This window comes from Sphingomonas gei, from assembly GCF_004792685.1.
In the GTDB taxonomy this organism is placed as follows: Bacteria; Pseudomonadota; Alphaproteobacteria; order Sphingomonadales; family Sphingomonadaceae; genus Sphingomonas; species Sphingomonas gei.
In genome coordinates this window covers 98494-112797 of sequence record NZ_SRXT01000003.1, presented here as the reverse complement: position 1 = coordinate 112797, position 14304 = coordinate 98494, and the positions used below count along the sequence as shown (strand labels likewise).

General features: G+C 66.4%; 12 protein-coding genes. 9 read left to right on the top strand and 3 right to left on the bottom strand.

Annotation, left to right across the window (positions count from 1 at the left end):
- Position 1: 1 nt before the first annotated feature.
- The 6 genes from E5A73_RS07820 to E5A73_RS07795 all read left to right on the top strand — a co-directional run bounded on the left by E5A73_RS07820 (position 2) and on the right by E5A73_RS07795 (position 6002).
- Positions 2–1705 carry a type II and III secretion system protein family protein gene (locus tag E5A73_RS07820; RefSeq protein WP_135963264.1) on the top strand — a complete coding sequence of 568 codons (1704 nt, stop codon included), beginning with the start codon at positions 2–4 and terminating at the stop codon, positions 1703–1705.
- An 18-nt stretch (positions 1706–1723) separates the two neighbouring features.
- A complete protein-coding gene (locus E5A73_RS07815) occupies positions 1724–2347 on the top strand; it encodes a CpaD family pilus assembly lipoprotein (protein WP_135963263.1) in 624 nt (207 codons plus the stop codon).
- Positions 2344–3624 (top strand): CpaE/TadZ family protein, encoded by a 1281-nt coding sequence (locus E5A73_RS07810; RefSeq protein ID WP_135963262.1) that lies wholly within the window; start codon positions 2344–2346, stop codon positions 3622–3624. The genes E5A73_RS07815 and E5A73_RS07810 overlap by 4 nt, the downstream gene beginning before the upstream one ends.
- A 51-nt stretch (positions 3625–3675) precedes the next feature.
- On the top strand, positions 3676–4653 hold the full coding sequence (locus E5A73_RS07805) for a type II secretion system F family protein (protein WP_135963261.1): 978 nt from the start codon (positions 3676–3678) through the stop codon (positions 4651–4653).
- A complete protein-coding gene (locus tag E5A73_RS07800; RefSeq protein ID WP_168355854.1) occupies positions 4653–5648 on the top strand; it encodes a type II secretion system F family protein in 996 nt (331 codons plus the stop codon). The genes E5A73_RS07805 and E5A73_RS07800 overlap by 1 nt, the downstream gene beginning before the upstream one ends.
- A 75-nt stretch (positions 5649–5723) precedes the next feature.
- Entirely contained in the window at positions 5724–6002 is a 279-nt protein-coding gene (locus E5A73_RS07795; RefSeq protein ID WP_135963260.1) for a hypothetical protein, read from the top strand.
- A 91-nt stretch (positions 6003–6093) separates the two neighbouring features.
- Here E5A73_RS07795 and ppdK read toward each other — a convergent pair whose 3' ends face one another.
- The 3 genes from ppdK to E5A73_RS07780 form a co-directional block, all read right to left on the bottom strand.
- Positions 6094–8757 carry a pyruvate, phosphate dikinase gene (ppdK, locus tag E5A73_RS07790; RefSeq protein ID WP_135963259.1) on the bottom strand — a complete coding sequence of 888 codons (2664 nt, stop codon included), beginning with the start codon at positions 8755–8757 and terminating at the stop codon, positions 6094–6096.
- Positions 8758–8929: 172 nt separating this feature from the next.
- On the bottom strand, positions 8930–11194 hold the full coding sequence (gene glyS / locus E5A73_RS07785) for a glycine--tRNA ligase subunit beta (RefSeq protein ID WP_240700116.1): 2265 nt from the start codon (positions 11192–11194) through the stop codon (positions 8930–8932).
- A 205-nt stretch (positions 11195–11399) separates the two neighbouring features.
- The gene (locus E5A73_RS07780; RefSeq protein WP_135963626.1) at positions 11400–12266 is read right to left on the bottom strand and encodes a glycine--tRNA ligase subunit alpha; all 867 of its coding nucleotides are present in this window, start codon (positions 12264–12266) and stop codon (positions 11400–11402) included.
- Positions 12267–12381: 115 nt separating this feature from the next.
- On the opposite strand from E5A73_RS07780, the gene E5A73_RS07775 reads away from it, so the two are divergent.
- From E5A73_RS07775 to E5A73_RS07765, 3 genes are all read left to right on the top strand, one after another.
- On the top strand, positions 12382–13257 hold the full coding sequence (locus E5A73_RS07775; RefSeq protein ID WP_135963257.1) for a TraB/GumN family protein: 876 nt from the start codon (positions 12382–12384) through the stop codon (positions 13255–13257).
- 185 nt (positions 13258–13442) lie between these two features.
- The gene (locus E5A73_RS07770; RefSeq protein ID WP_135963256.1) at positions 13443–13787 is read left to right on the top strand and encodes an ArsR/SmtB family transcription factor; all 345 of its coding nucleotides are present in this window, start codon (positions 13443–13445) and stop codon (positions 13785–13787) included.
- The gene (locus tag E5A73_RS07765) at positions 13784–14272 is read left to right on the top strand and encodes an SRPBCC domain-containing protein (RefSeq protein ID WP_135963255.1); all 489 of its coding nucleotides are present in this window, start codon (positions 13784–13786) and stop codon (positions 14270–14272) included. Before E5A73_RS07770 ends, E5A73_RS07765 begins: the two co-directional genes overlap by 4 nt.
- The last annotated feature ends 32 nt before the right edge of the window (positions 14273–14304 follow it).

Sequence of the window (14304 nt, the reverse complement as noted above, 5' to 3'; positions counted from 1 at the left end):
GATGCGCACCAAGACTCACCTGAACCGGGCGCTTGCCGCCACGGTGATGGCGGCGGCGGCGATGAGCCTCCCGGTCGACGCGATGGCCCAAGCGCGCCAGAAGGCGCGTGTGGCCAACCTTCCGGTCGGCACCCAGCGCCCGACCCGCGAGGTCCTGCTGTCGATCGGCGAGGGCGAGCTTATCACCCTCCCCGCCAGCGTGACCAACGTATGGACCTCCAACCCGGAGGTGGCCGACGTCTATGTCTCCAACCCGCGCCAGATCCATTTGTTCGGCAAGACCAACGGCGAAGCGACGGTCTACGCCACCACCGCCGGCGGCACCGTGATCTATTCGACCAACGTCCGCGTCGCGCAGAACATCACGTCGGTGGAGCGTATGCTGAAGGCCGCGATGCCTGAGGCGGACGTGAAGGTCACCCATGTCGGGCAGCTGGCCGTGCTCACCGGCATCGTCGCCTCGCCCAGCGACAGCGAGCAGGCACAGCACCTCGTGCTCGCCGCGCTCAATCCCGGGGTCAACATCTCGGATCCGGCAGCGCAGCTGAAGATCATGGTGATCAACCGGCTCAAGACCGCGACGCCGCTGCAGGTCAATCTGCAGGTCCGTTTCGCCGAGGTGAGCCGCAGCTTCGTCAAGGACGTGGGCGTCAACCTGCTCACCCGCGACCAGACGGGCGGCTTCCAGTTCGGCCTCTCGTCGGGCGCGCGTCAGCTGCCTGCAAGTTCGATCGGCACGCCCAACCTGGCGAATCTGCCGCTGCTCGATGCATCGTCGCGCTTCGGCTTCCCCGCCGGCACGATCAGCCTGCCGTTCGATCCGGCAAAGGGTGATTTCGTGCTCCCGGGCACCGGCTCGACCTACAATATCCCCGCCGGCTCGAAGTTCAGCACGCTCGGCCTGGCCGGCAAATTGCTCGGCCTCGACGTGCTCGGCGCGCTCGACCTCGGCGAGCGGATCGGCCAGGTGACGACGCTCACCAATCCGAACCTCACCGCGCTTTCGGGCGAGACCAGCACCTTCCTGGCCGGCGGCGAGATTCCGATGCTGGTGAGCCAGGGCCTCGGCCAGGTTTCGGTCGAGTACAAGCCGTATGGCGTCAGCCTCGCTTTCACGCCGACGGTGCTTTCCGACGGCCGCATCTCGCTGCGCGTCCGGCCCGAGGTCTCGACGATCACCACGGTCGGCGCGATCTCGAACGCCGGAACCCAGATTCCGGCGCTGACCACGCGGCGCGCCGAGACCACCGTCGAGCTCGGCTCGGGCGAAAGCATGGTGATCGGCGGACTGCTGCAGAACAGCCACGACAATTCGATCGACAAGACGCCGGGCCTCGGCGACGTCCCCGTGCTCGGCGCGCTGTTCCGCTCGAACGGCTTCCGCCGCAACGAGACCGAGCTGGTGATCGTGATCACGCCGTATCTGGTCAAGCCGGTCAACGCGAGCCAGATCGCGCTGCCGACCGACGGCTACAAGGCGCCCGACGATTTCGAGCGGATCATCGGCGGCGACCTGGTCGGCAACAAGGCCGGCGGCGAACGCCCCAAGCCGACCATGGCCCCGTCGGGCAGCGCGACGCCGACCGTGGGCGCCTTCGCGCCCGGGCCGGCTTTGCCGACGCCTTCCGCCCGGCAGCCCGCAAAGGCCGCCACTCCGTCCAAGCCGAAAAAAGGTGGCACTGCCGCCCCCGGCTTCGGCTTTTGATGTCCTGAGGAGATCGCAATGTTGTCGCGCTTCACTCCCCTCCTCCTCGCCCCCGCGCTGCTGCTGAGCGCGTGCGGGACCTATAATGGCGGCGTCGAATCGGTTTACCAGCCGGTCGTCGAGCGCAACGACTATGTCTTCGACGTCCAGACCGCGGGCTATGCCCTGGCGCCCGGTGAAGGCGAGCGGCTGGCCGGCTGGCTCGCCTCGATGGGGCTTCGCTATGGCGACAAGCTCTCGATCGACGATGGCGGGGCCGGCAGCGCCGGGCGCGCGGAGATCGCCGCACAGGCCAACGAATATGGCATCATGCTGTCCGATCAGGCGCCGGTGACGGTCGGCCAGATCGCACCGGGCACGGTGCGCGTCGTGGTTACCCGGATGAGCGCCAGCGTTCCGAACTGCCCGGATTATTCGCGCGTCTACACGCCCGATTGGTCGCAGAGCACCAGTTCCAATTACGGCTGCGCGACCAACACCAACCTTGCGGCGATGGTCGCCGATCCGGCCGATCTCGTCCGCGGTGCCGCGGGCTCCTCGGTGACCGATCAGGCGACCGGCGCGAAGGCGATCAATGCCTTCCGCGTCGCAAAGCCGAGCGGCAACGGCGGAACCGAAGTGAAGTCCGGAGGCAACAAGTGAACGCGCCCTTCAATCCCTCGCGCACTTCGCATCGCGAACCCTTCATCGCCTTCGTCTGCGACGAGACGACGGCGGAGGCGCTGCGCCCGATCGCCGTCGAGCTCGGCTGGTCGCCCGAAAAGGTCAACAAGGGCGGGCTGCGCAACGCCGTCCAGACCCTGTCGGTCTCGGCGAGCCCCAACGTGCTGTTCGTCGACCTTTCGGAATCGGGCGATCCGCTCAACGACATCAATGCGCTTGCCGAAGTCTGCGAGCCCGGAACGATCGTGATCGCGTCGGGGCAAGTCAACGACGTGCGCCTCTACCGCGATCTCGTCGCGAGCGGCATCCATGATTATCTGCTCAAGCCACTCAATCCCGACGCGCTGCGCGACACCTTCGCCCAGGCGCAGGCCTCGCTAAATGCGCCCAAGCAGACCGAAACCGGCAGTGACGTTCCGCATTGCGCGGTCGCCGTCATCGGTACGCGCGGCGGCTGCGGCGCCTCGACGATCGCGACGTCGCTGGCCTGGCTGCTGAGCGACAAGCATGTGCGGACCACCGCCCTGCTCGACCTCGACGTGCATTTCGGCACTGGCGCGCTCGCGCTCGATCTCGAGCCGGGCCGCGGCCTGACCGATGCGATCGAGAATCCCAGCCGGATCGACGGGCTGTTCATCGAACGCGCGATGGTGAAGGCCTCGGAACGTCTCGCCGTCCTGTCGGCCGAGGCCCCGATCAACGCGCCCGTCCTGACCGACGGCGCCGCTTTCTACCAATTGCAGGAAGAGATGCGCAGTGCGTATGAATGCACCGTCGTCGATCTGCCGCGCATCATGCTGGTCAACCACCCGCATCTGATCACCGACATTCAGGTGGCGGTGCTGGTCACCGAGCTGACTCTCGCCGCCGCGCGCGACGCGATCCGCATCCTCAGCTGGTTCAAGTCGAACGCACCGCAGACGCAGGTGATCGTCGTCGCCAACAAGGTTCAGCCCCAGGCGTTCCTCGAGATCAGCCGCAAGGACTTCGAAGGCTCGATCGAGCGCAAGATCGACGTGCTGATCCCGTTCGAGCAGAAGGCCGCGGCGCAGGCGGCCAAGCTCGGCAAGCCGCTCGCCGAAGTCGGCAAGTCCGCCAAGTCGCTGGCGCCGCTGGGCGACCTGGCGAGCCGAATCATCGCGATCACCGATTCGGGCGAGCGCGACGACAAATCCGCCAAGCCGGCCAAGGGATCGAAGGGCAGCTCGCTGTTCGACAAGATCAAGGTCAAGATGCCGTCAAAGGCAAAGAAGTAATCATTCCGCGCCCATGACGGGCACGGGATAACGATTCGGAGGCACCTCGGCGTGGAATTGCTGCCGGTTTTGATGCTCGCTGGAGGTACCTTCCTGGTGCTCTCGCTGATGGTGCTCGCATTGTCCGGGCCGTCGACGGCGCGCGCGAGCGCGCGGCGGCTGACCGGCGTGCGCGCGCGGCATTCGGGCACAGCCGGCGTCGTGGCGATGGAAGCGCAGATCCGCCGGGTCACCAACAAAAGCGCGAGCGGCATGGACCTCGCCGCATCGCGCTTCCTGCCCAACCCCGCTTTGCTCCAGAAGCGCCTGAACATGACCGGCAAGAACTGGTCGCTGAGCCAATATGGCATGGTCACGCTCGGCCTGATCCTGGTTCCCGGCGCATTGCTCTATCTTAAGGGCGCGCCGATCTGGCTGGCGCTGTTCCTCGGCCTGTTCGTCGGCGTCGGGCTGCCGCACAAGGCAGTGAGCTTCTTCATCAACCGTCGCATCGCCAAGTTCACTGCCAAATTCCCCGACGCGATCGATCTGCTGGTGCGCGGCCTGCGCTCGGGCCTGCCGATCACCGAGACGATGGGCGTCGTCGGCCAGGAAGTCCCCGGTCCGGTCGGCGAGGAGTTCCGCTCCGTCTCCGACAAGATGAAGATCGGCCGCACGTTGGACACTGCGCTGCAGGATACCGCGGACCGGCTGGGCACCCCTGAATTCCAGTTCTTCACGATCACCATCGCGATCCAGCGCGAGACCGGCGGCAATCTCGCCGAGACGCTCGCCAACCTCGCCGACGTGCTGCGCAAGCGCGCGCAGATGAAGCTCAAGATCAAGGCGATGTCGTCCGAATCCAAGGCGTCGGCGCTGATCGTCGGCTCCTTGCCGTTCATCGTGTTCGGCCTCGTCTGGTTCATCAACAACAATTACATGCTCAACTTCTTCAAGGACGAGCGGCTGATGGTCGCCGGCGGCGGCGGTCTGATCTGGATGGCGCTCGGCGCCTTCATCATGGCCAAGATGGTCAATTTCGAGATCTGATGATGGTACCCTCCGCAGGCCCCACTTTGCTCGGCGTCGACGTCCTCTGGGTCGCGACGATTCTCAGCGCCGTCGCCGCATCGGCGGTGGTGTTCGCGATCTACACCGCCACCACGGTGCGCGATCCGATGGCGAAGCGCGTCAAGGCGCTCAACGACCGCCGCGAGCAGCTCAAGGCCGGCATCACTGCCTCGACCTCGAAGCGCCGCGCCAAGCTCGTCACCAAGAACGAGACCACCGACCGGATCCGCGCGCTGCTCTCCTCGATGAAGGTGCTGCAGGAGAGCCAGATCAAGGTCGCCCAGACCAAGCTGCTCCAGGCGGGCATCCGCTCGAAGGAATGGGCCGTCGCGGTGATCTTCGGCCGGCTGGTGCTGCCGATCGTGATCGGCGGGCCGATCCTGTATCTGGTCTACGGCACCGACGTGTTCGCAGACTGGAGCGCGTTCAAGAAATACGGCCTCGTCGCGGTCAGCTTCATCCTGAGCTACAAGGCGCCGGACCTCTATCTCAAGAACAAGATCACCAAGCGCAGCAACGCGATCCGCAAGGGGCTTCCCGACGCGCTCGATTTGCTCGTGATCTGCGCCGAGGCGGGCCTGACCGTCGACGCCGCGTTCGCCCGCGTCTCGCGCGAATTGGGCAAGGCCTATCCCGAGCTCGGCGAGGAATTCTCGCTGACCGGGATCGAGCTCGGCTTCCTCACCGATCGCCGCCAGGCATTCGAGAATCTCTCGAACCGCATCAATCTCGATGCGGTCCAGGGCGTGGTCACCACGATGATCCAGACCGAGAAATACGGCACCCCGCTCGCCTCGGCGCTGCGCGTGCTCTCGGCCGAATTCCGCAACGAGCGGATGATGCGCGCCGAGGAAAAGGCCGCGCGGCTGCCGGCGATCATGACGATCCCGCTGATCCTGTTCATCCTGCCGGTGCTGTTCATCGTCATCCTCGGGCCCGCGGCCTGCTCGATCAACGATGCCTTGATGACCTAATTCGCCCGTCGATCGTTACGGTGGCATCGGCGGTGCGGGCGGACTGGCCCGCCCGCCGCCACAGGAGGACGCGCGATGCAGGGATTGCCTTTCGACACGGTCACGCAGCTCATCGCCCTGGGCATCACGCTCGTGGCGGGATTTTTCTTCGGGCTGGCCGCGCGGTCCGGGCGCAGCAAGTGGCGCGATCGCTATCAGGACGAAGAACTGCGCCACCGCACCTATCGCGACGAAACCGGCGCCGAACTGCGCGAATCACAGCGACGGCTGCGTGAGCTCGAGGCCGAGAACGCCCGGCTCCGCGCCGCAACCACGCCTGTCGTCGCGCCGCCACGCGCGGTCGATCCCTACTGATTCCTCCCAGTGCTCCTGCGAAAGCAGGAGCCCAGGGTCACGGACGGATCGCGTGCCGCCCTAGGCTCCTGCTTTCGCAGGAGCACTGGAGTTATTCGCGCTTTAGCGCCGCCTGCGCTGCCGCCAGCCGCGCGATCGGCACGCGATATGGCGAGGCCGACACGTAATCGAGCCCGATCGCCTCGCAGAACGCGATCGACGCCGGATCGCCGCCATGTTCGCCGCAAATGCCGAGCTTGATGTCGGGCCGGGTCGCCCTGCCCCGCTCCGCCGCGATGCTGATCAGCTCGCCGACGCCCTCGACATCGAGACTGACGAACGGATCGCGGGCATAGATGCCCTTCTCGACATAGGTCGTCAGGAAGCGCGCGGCGTCGTCGCGGCTGACGCCCAGAGTGGTCTGGGTCAGATCGTTGGTGCCGAAGCTGAAGAATTCGCCGACTTCGGCGATCTCGCCCGCACGCAGCGCCGCACGCGGCAGCTCGATCATCGTGCCGACCAGATACTCGACCGTCCGGCCCTTCTCGGCGAACACCGCCTGCGCCGCCTTGTCGACGACGATCTTCATCAGCTCGAGCTCGCGGCGCGTGGCGACCAGCGGGATCATCACTTCGGGGATCGGCGCCGCGCCCGATCGCTCGGCCACTTCGATCGCCGCCTCGAAGATCGCGCGCGCCTGCATCTCGTAGATCTCGGGATAGGTCACCCCGAGCCGGCAGCCGCGATGGCCGAGCATCGGGTTGAACTCGTGGAGCTCCGCCGCGCGCCGGCGCAGCGTATCCACGTCGATATCGGCAGCCTTGGCGACTTCCTCGAACTCGGCTTCCTCGTGGGGCAGGAATTCGTGGAGCGGCGGATCGAGCAGGCGGATCGTGCAGGGCAGTCCGGCCATGACCTCGAAGATCTCGACGAAATCGCTGCGCTGCTCGGGGAGCAATTTGTCGAGCGCAGCGCGACGCCCCGCCTCGTCCGAGGCGAGGATCATCTGGCGCACCGCAGTGATCCGCGACTGCTCGAAGAACATGTGCTCGGTGCGGCACAGGCCGATGCCCTCGGCGCCGAACTCGCGCGCGGTGCGGCAATCGAGCGGCGTCTCGGCATTGGCGCGGACCTTGAGCCGGCGCTTGGCGTCCGCCCACAGCATCAGCGTGCCGAAATCGCCCGACAGCTCGGGCTGGACGGTCGGGACCGCCCCGAACATCACTTCGCCGGTGGTGCCGTCGATGGTGATCGTATCGCCTTCGCGGACCTCGCGCCCGCCGACCCGGAAGAGCTTCTCCTTGGCGACGATCGCCAGCGTGCCTGCGCCCGAGACGCAGGGACGCCCCATGCCACGCGCGACCACCGCGGCGTGGCTGGTCATCCCGCCGCGTGCGGTGAGGATGCCCCTGGCGGCGTGCATGCCGTGAATGTCCTCGGGCGACGTCTCGACACGGACGAGGATCACCGAATCGCCCGCGGCGGCGCGCTTCTCGGCGGTGTCGCTGTCGAACACCGCATAGCCCGAAGCCGCGCCCGGCGATGCCGGCAGCCCCTTGGTAAGCACGTCGCGCACCGCCTTGGGGTCGAGCGTCGGGTGAAGCAATTGATCGAGTGCCATCGGGTCGACGCGCAGGATCGCCTCTTCCTGCGTGATCAGTCCTTCATTGGCCATGTCGACTGCGATCTTGAGCGCCGCCTTGGCGGTGCGCTTGCCGCTGCGGGTCTGGAGCATCCACAATTTGCCGCGCTCGACGGTGAATTCGATGTCCTGCATGTCGCGATAATGCGTCTCGAGCGTCTCGAAGACCGAAGCGAGCTGGGCATAGACCTCGGGCATCGCCTCTTCCATCGACAGCGGCTTGGCCCCTGCCGCCTCGCGCGCCGCGCGGGTCAGATATTGCGGGGTGCGGATGCCGGCGACGACGTCCTCGCCCTGCGCATTGATCAGGAACTCGCCATAATAGGCATTGTCGCCCTTGGCGGGATCGCGGGTGAAGGCCACGCCGGTGGCGCTGGTCTCGCCCATATTGCCGAACACCATCGCCTGGACGTTGACTGCGGTGCCCCAGTCGCCGGGAATGTCGTTGAGGCGGCGATAGACCTTGGCGCGCTCGGACTGCCACGATCCGAACACCGCGCCGATCGCGCCCCAGAGCTGATCGTGGACATCCTGCGGGAAGGGCTTGCCCCACAGCTCCTGAACGATCGCCTTGTACTCGGCGACGAGCTTCTGCCAGTGCGACGCGCTCAGCTCGGTATCGAGGCTGAAGCCATTGTCTTCCTTGGCGATCTCGAGCGCTTCCTCGAAGCGATCGTGATCGAGCCCGAGCACCACGTCCGAATACATCTGGATGAAGCGGCGATAGCTATCCCACGCAAAGCGATCGTCGCCGCTGATTTGGGCGAGGCCGACGACGGTGGCGTCGTTGAGCCCGAGATTGAGCACGGTATCCATCATGCCGGGCATCGACACCCGCGCGCCGGAGCGGACAGAGACGAGCAACGGATCGGCGGGATCGCCGAACTTCTTGGCGGTAATGCCCTCGATATGCGCCACGCCTGTGGCGACTTCGGTCTTGAGGCTGTCGGGGAAGCTTTCGCCTTCGTCGTAATAGAGTGCGCAGACCGGGGTGGAGATCGTGAAGCCGGGCGGGACCGGTAAGCCGATCGCGGCCATGCCGTCGAGATTGGCGCCCTTGCCCCCGAGCAGGTTCTTGTCGCCTTGACCGCCGTCCGAAACCCCGCCGCCGAAGCGGTACACGTACTGCGTCATCCCTGGTCCTTCTGCTGGAGGCACAGCCCCGGCACGCGACGCGCCTACCGCGCCTGCGAACATGGCGGAAGCTCTGATTGCGTTGTCAGGTTGCTGGAGCGGGGCAGACGGCAAGAGTTAGTAAAGCTTAGGCGAAATCATCCCGTTCCGGATGCGCAATAAGTCAGATAAATCAGCCTTCGATCTTCGAAAAGTCGGCAACTTGATGCACTGCAGCACGCATCCGCGCGAGCAGGCCGAGGCGCGCGATACGCTTGTCCGGGTCCGAATCGTTGACGATGACTTGCTCGAAGAACGCATCGATCGGCCCGCGCAAGCTGGCGAGCGCAGACATCGCCGCCCCGAAATCCTCGGCGCCGATCGCCGCCTCGGCCCGCGGCTCGGCGGCGTCGAGCGCTTCCTTGAGCGCGGACTCGGCAGGCTCGGCTTCGTAGATATTGCCGCCGACGTCCGTGTCGGTGCCATCGAAGCCCTCTTTCTTGAGGATGTTCGCGGCGCGCTTGTAGCCGGCGAGGAGGTTCCTGCCGTCCTCGGTGGTGATGAAGGCCTGCAGCGCGTGGACGCGGGCGAGCAGGCGGACGAGATCGTCCTCGCCGCCGAGGGCGAATACTGCGTCGATCAGGTCGTGGCGGACGCCGGCCTCGCGCTGCTGGACCTTGAGGCGGTCGGCGAAGAAATCGAGGGTGTCCTTCAAAGTATCGGGATTGGCTGCCACGCGCCGCGTCACAATCGCGACACCGGGCGGCTCCGCCCCTGCGACATTCTGGAATTCGCCTCGCGCGCGTTCAACGCCCCCGGATGAAGGCTGGCCTAACAATTGTGTCACCAGCAGCGTCTCTGCGCTGCCGACGACAATAGAAAGCGGCAGGCGAATTCGATTGTCGACGATGAGCGCCAAGATCGCCAGGGCCGCACGACGTAGCGCAAACGGATCCTTGGACCCTGTCGGTTTCATATCTTGGGAGAAGAAGCTGACGATCGTATCCAGCTTGTCCGCCAAGCTCACCGCCACCGTTACCGGTGCAGTCGGGACGTCATCCCCCTGCCCGACCGGCTTGTAATGGTCGCGGATCGCTTCGGCGACCTGGGGGTCCTCGCCCTGCGCGGCGGCGTAATAGCCGCCGATCAGGCCCTGGAGCTCGGGGAACTCGCCGACCATGCCGGTGACGAGATCGGCCTTGGCGAGAAGAGCGGCGCGTTCGGCGAGGGCGGCCAAATTCCCTCTCCCATCGGGAGAGGGAGGGAGCGGCGAAGCCGCGGAAGGGTGAGGGTGACCGGCGGGTGAGGCGTCGCCCTCACCCTTCCCACTCGCTGACGCGAGCGGGCCCCTTCCCTCTCGCGATGGGAGAGGGATTATCCCCTCCTCCACCAGCCACCGCGCCAGCTTCGCGACGCGGTCGACCTTGTCGGCGACCGTGCCCAATTTCTCGTGGAACACGATCTTCTCCAGCTTGGGCCGGAGATCGTCGAGCTTCGTCTTCAGATCGGTGTCGTAGAAGAAGCGCGCGTCGCTCAGCCGCGCGGCGAGGACCTTCTGGTTGCCCTCGACGATCTTCGCGCCGCCGTCGCTGGCGTCCACGTTCGCGGTGCAGACAAAGGCGTTGGCAAGCCTGCCGTCGCCATCGCGGCAGACGAAATATTTCTGGTTCACGCGCGCCGTCAACTGGATCACCTCCGGCGGGACGCTCAGGAAATCCGCATCGAACCGCCCGAGCAGCGGCACCGGCCATTCGGTCAGCCCGGCATTCTCGAACAGCAGGCCTTCGTCCTCGACCAGCTCCAGCCCGGCCTTGCGCGCGGCCAGCTTGGCACCGACCGCGATGATCGCGCGGCGCTCGGCGCCGTCGACCACGACGTGGCAGGCGCGGAGCTTCTCGACATAGTCGTTGGCCGAGCCGATCGTGATCACGCCGGGATGGTGGAAGCGATGGCCGACGGTCTGCGCGCCGCTCTTGAGGCCCGCGACTTCGATCGGCACCAATTTGTCGCCGAGAAGCGCGACGACGCCCTGCAGCGGGCGGACCCAGCGCAGGCTCTCGGTCGAGGACGACGCATCGCCCCAGCGCATCGACTTGGGCCAGGCGAAATTGTGGATCGCATGCGTGGTGGCGCTGGCGAGCACCGATCCCGCGGCGATCCCCGGCCGCTCGATCACCGCGAACAGCACCTGGCCGCCCTTGCCGTCGTCGCGCGCGACGAGTTGGTCGCGATTGAGCCCGGTCGAGCGGAGGAAGCCCTGGATCGCGGCATCGGGGGCGTCGGCGCGGGGGCCCTTGCGCTCCTCGGTCGCCGCGGTGGTGGTTTCGGCGACGCCGCGGACGATCAATGCGAGGCGGCGCGGCGTGGCGAAGCTCTCGATGCTTTCGAAGGCAAGGTTGAGCGCCTTGAGCCGGGCTTCGAACAACGCCGCGAGATCGATGCGTGCGCGCTCCTGCATCCGCGCCGGGATTTCCTCGGAGCGGAGTTCGAGGAGGAAGTCTTCGGTCACTGTCCCTCTCCCATCGGGAGAGGGAAGGAGGCGCGGAGCGCCGGGAGGGTGAGGGTAGGGCCGGGCGACACACTACCCTCACCCTTCCCAATCGGCTTCGCCGAGCGGGCCCCTTCCCTCTCCCAATGGGAGAGGGAGATTTGGAGGGTCGCGCTCATACCGTCCACTCCGGATATTTCGCGGTCCATTCCGGCGTCATATGCGCGATCCACGCCTCGCAGCTGCCCTTCGCCAGGTCCCGCACCCGGCCGATATAGGCCTGCCGCTCGGCGACCGAGATGACACCGCGGGCCTGGAGCAAGTTGAAGGTGTGGCTCGCCTCGATCGCCTGCTCATAGGCGGCGATCGGGACGTTCGCCTCCAGGCAGTTCTCGCATTCGGCGACTGCCTTGCGGAATCCTTCGAACAGCGTCTCGGTATCGGCCACTTCGAAATTATATTTCGACATCTGCTTCTCGTTCTCGAGAAACACGTCGCCATAGCTCACGCCGGAATCGTTGAACGCGAGGTCGTAGACGCTGTCCTTGTTCTGGATGTACATCGCCAGCCGCTCGAGCCCGTAGGTCAGCTCGCCCGCCACCGGCTTGCAGTCGAACCCGCCCATCTGCTGGAAATAGGTGAACTGGGTGACTTCCATCCCGTCGCACCAGACTTCCCAGCCGAGCCCCCAGGCGCCGAGCGTCGGGCTCTCCCAATCGTCCTCGACGAAGCGGATGTCGTGGCGGGTGAAGTCGATCCCGATCGCCGCGAGGCTGCCGAGATACAGCTCCTGCAGGTCCGGCGGGCTGGGTTTCAGGATCACCTGGTACTGGTAATAATGCTGGAGCCTATTGGGGTTCTCGCCATAGCGGCCATCGGTCGGGCGGCGGCAGGGCTGGACGAAGGCGGCGTTCCACGGGTCGGGGCCGAGCGCGCGCAAGGTGGTCGCCGGGTGGAAGGTCCCCGCGCCCATCCGCATGTCGTAAGGCTGGAGGATCACGCAGCCGCGCTCGCTCCAGTAATCGTGGAGCTTCAGGATCATTCGCTGGAAGCTGAGAGGCTCGGTCACTCAAAATGCCCAATATGGCTAGTTTTGCGATGCTTTGGCGCGCGACGCCCAGATTGACAAGGATGCAGTGATCCCCTCCTGTTGCGCGATGCGGAAGATGTGGATCGGAGTGGCGCTGCTCGCGCTGGGCGGGTGCCAGGCGAAGCAGGCGACCAACGACGCCGATCCGGCTCTGTGGGTGGTCAAGGATGCCGACACGACAATCTATCTATTCGGCACGGTGCACATGCTGAAGCCCGGCCTGCGCTGGTTCGACGACGGCGTGAAGACCGCGTTCGATGCCAGCGACGAACTGGTGCTCGAGCTGGTGATGCCGCCCGAGGCCGAGATGCAGGCGCTGGTCGGCGAGCTCGGCATGACCCCGGCGGGCCCCGCCCTCCCCGACCAATTGCCGCCCGCCGAGGCCGCCAAGTTCCGCGCGGCGCTGCCCGAGATGGGCCTGGCGCCTACCGCGCTCGACCGCGCCGAGCCGTGGCTGGCAGCGACGATGCTGTCGTCGGCGCCGCTGCGCAAGCTCGGCTATGACGACAAGGACGGGGCGGAGGCGGTGCTCGGCGCTGCGGCGAAAGCGGCGGGCAAGCGCGTATCGGGGCTCGAGACTGCGCGCGAGCAGCTCGGCTATTTCGACCGCCTGCCGATGCCGGCGCAGCGCGCGCTGCTGATCGACACGCTCGACGATCTGCCCAAGGCGGGCGCGACGATCGACCGGATGGTGGCGGCATGGAGCAAGGGCGATGCCGACGGCCTTGCGCGGCTGATGAACGAAGATCTCGCCCGCGCGCCTGAACTGGCCGACGCATTGCTTGCCCAGCGCAATGCCAAATGGGCGGACTGGCTGGCCAGGCGGATGCAGGCGCCGGGGACGGTGTTCGTCGCGGTCGGCGCGGGGCATCTCGCCGGCAATGCCGGGGTCCAGGCCGAGCTGGCCAAGCGCGGGCTCAAGGCCGTGCGGGTCGCATATTAGCGGCGCCCGCTCAATACCGTCACCCCCGCGAAAGCGGGGCCCATCTCCGAAGATCTCCCCGCCTCACGACCGGCACACTTGCTCCTGCCCATACGAGATGGGGCCCCGCCTTCGCGGGGGTGACAAACGGGTGCGCTTGACTCTCCTTCTAATTTAACCGATAGGTTATTTAACCCGGAGGTTACATGAGTCTCGCACCCGATCCCCTGAGCGCCACCTTCGCCGCGCTCGCCGACCCGACCCGCCGCGCGATTCTCGCCCGGCTCGCGCTGGGCGAGACTTCCGCGGGCGAACTTGCCCGGCCCTTCGCAATGAGCGGCCCCGCGGTGACCAAGCACCTCAAGGTGCTCGAACGCGCCGGGCTGATCTCGCGCGGACGCAATGCGCAGCTGCGCCCGGCGAAGCTCGAGGCGGCGGCGCTCCACGCGGCGAGCGACTGGCTGCATGCCTATCGCCGCTTCTGGGAAACCAAGTTCGACGATCTCGATGCGTATCTGAAGCGACTGGACGAAGAAGGAGAGCAGCAATGAACGACGCCGTGACCGAACCTGGCCTGGGCTATGAAGTGACGATCGTCCGCGATTTCGCCGCGCCCCGCGCGCTCGTGTTCGATTGCCTGACCAAGGCCGAGCATCTCGCGCGCTGGTGGGGGCCGCATCATTTCGACGTGCCGTTTTGCGAGAGCGACGCCCGGCCGGGCGGCAAGGTCCGGATCGATATGCGCGGCCCCGAGCCGTACGGCACCAACCCGATTTCGGGCGAATTTCTCGAAGTCGAGCGGCCCGACCGGCTCGTGCTGATGCTGCGCGGCTTCCAGGAAGCGGACGGCAGCTGGGGTATCGAGCATGTCACGACGTTCGCTTTCGAGGATGGCGCGGGCGGCGGCACGACGATCCGAATGACGACGGTGGTCAAGCAAGTGAGCGATGCGCTGCTGCCGGCATTGGGCGGGATGCGAGAAGGCTGGAGCCAGAGCCTCGACAAGCTCGATGCACTGCTGCCCGAATTGATCTAGCGGGGAGCCGGTTGCACTTCGCGCCCCTTTCC

Bases quoted from the DNA above. Each gene is read 5' to 3' on its own strand.
- E5A73_RS07770 (WP_135963256.1), top strand. From the start codon at position 13,443: ATGAGTCTCGCACCCGATCCCCTGAGCGCCACCTTCGCCGCGCTCGCC.
- E5A73_RS07765 (WP_135963255.1), top strand. From the start codon at position 13,784: ATGAACGACGCCGTGACCGAACCTGGCCTGGGCTATGAAGTGACGATC.
- ppdK (WP_135963259.1), bottom strand. From the start codon at position 8,757: ATGACGCAGTACGTGTACCGCTTCGGCGGCGGGGTTTCGGACGGCGGT.
- E5A73_RS07815 (WP_135963263.1), top strand. From the start codon at position 1,724: ATGTTGTCGCGCTTCACTCCCCTCCTCCTCGCCCCCGCGCTGCTGCTG.
- E5A73_RS07795 (WP_135963260.1), top strand. From the start codon at position 5,724: ATGCAGGGATTGCCTTTCGACACGGTCACGCAGCTCATCGCCCTGGGC.
- E5A73_RS07775 (WP_135963257.1), top strand. From the start codon at position 12,382: ATGCGGAAGATGTGGATCGGAGTGGCGCTGCTCGCGCTGGGCGGGTGC.
- E5A73_RS07820 (WP_135963264.1), top strand. From the start codon at position 2: ATGCGCACCAAGACTCACCTGAACCGGGCGCTTGCCGCCACGGTGATG.
- E5A73_RS07800 (WP_168355854.1), top strand. From the start codon at position 4,653: ATGATGGTACCCTCCGCAGGCCCCACTTTGCTCGGCGTCGACGTCCTC.
- glyS (WP_240700116.1), bottom strand. From the start codon at position 11,194: ATGCAGGAGCGCGCACGCATCGATCTCGCGGCGTTGTTCGAAGCCCGG.
- E5A73_RS07780 (WP_135963626.1), bottom strand. From the start codon at position 12,266: ATGATCCTGAAGCTCCACGATTACTGGAGCGAGCGCGGCTGCGTGATC.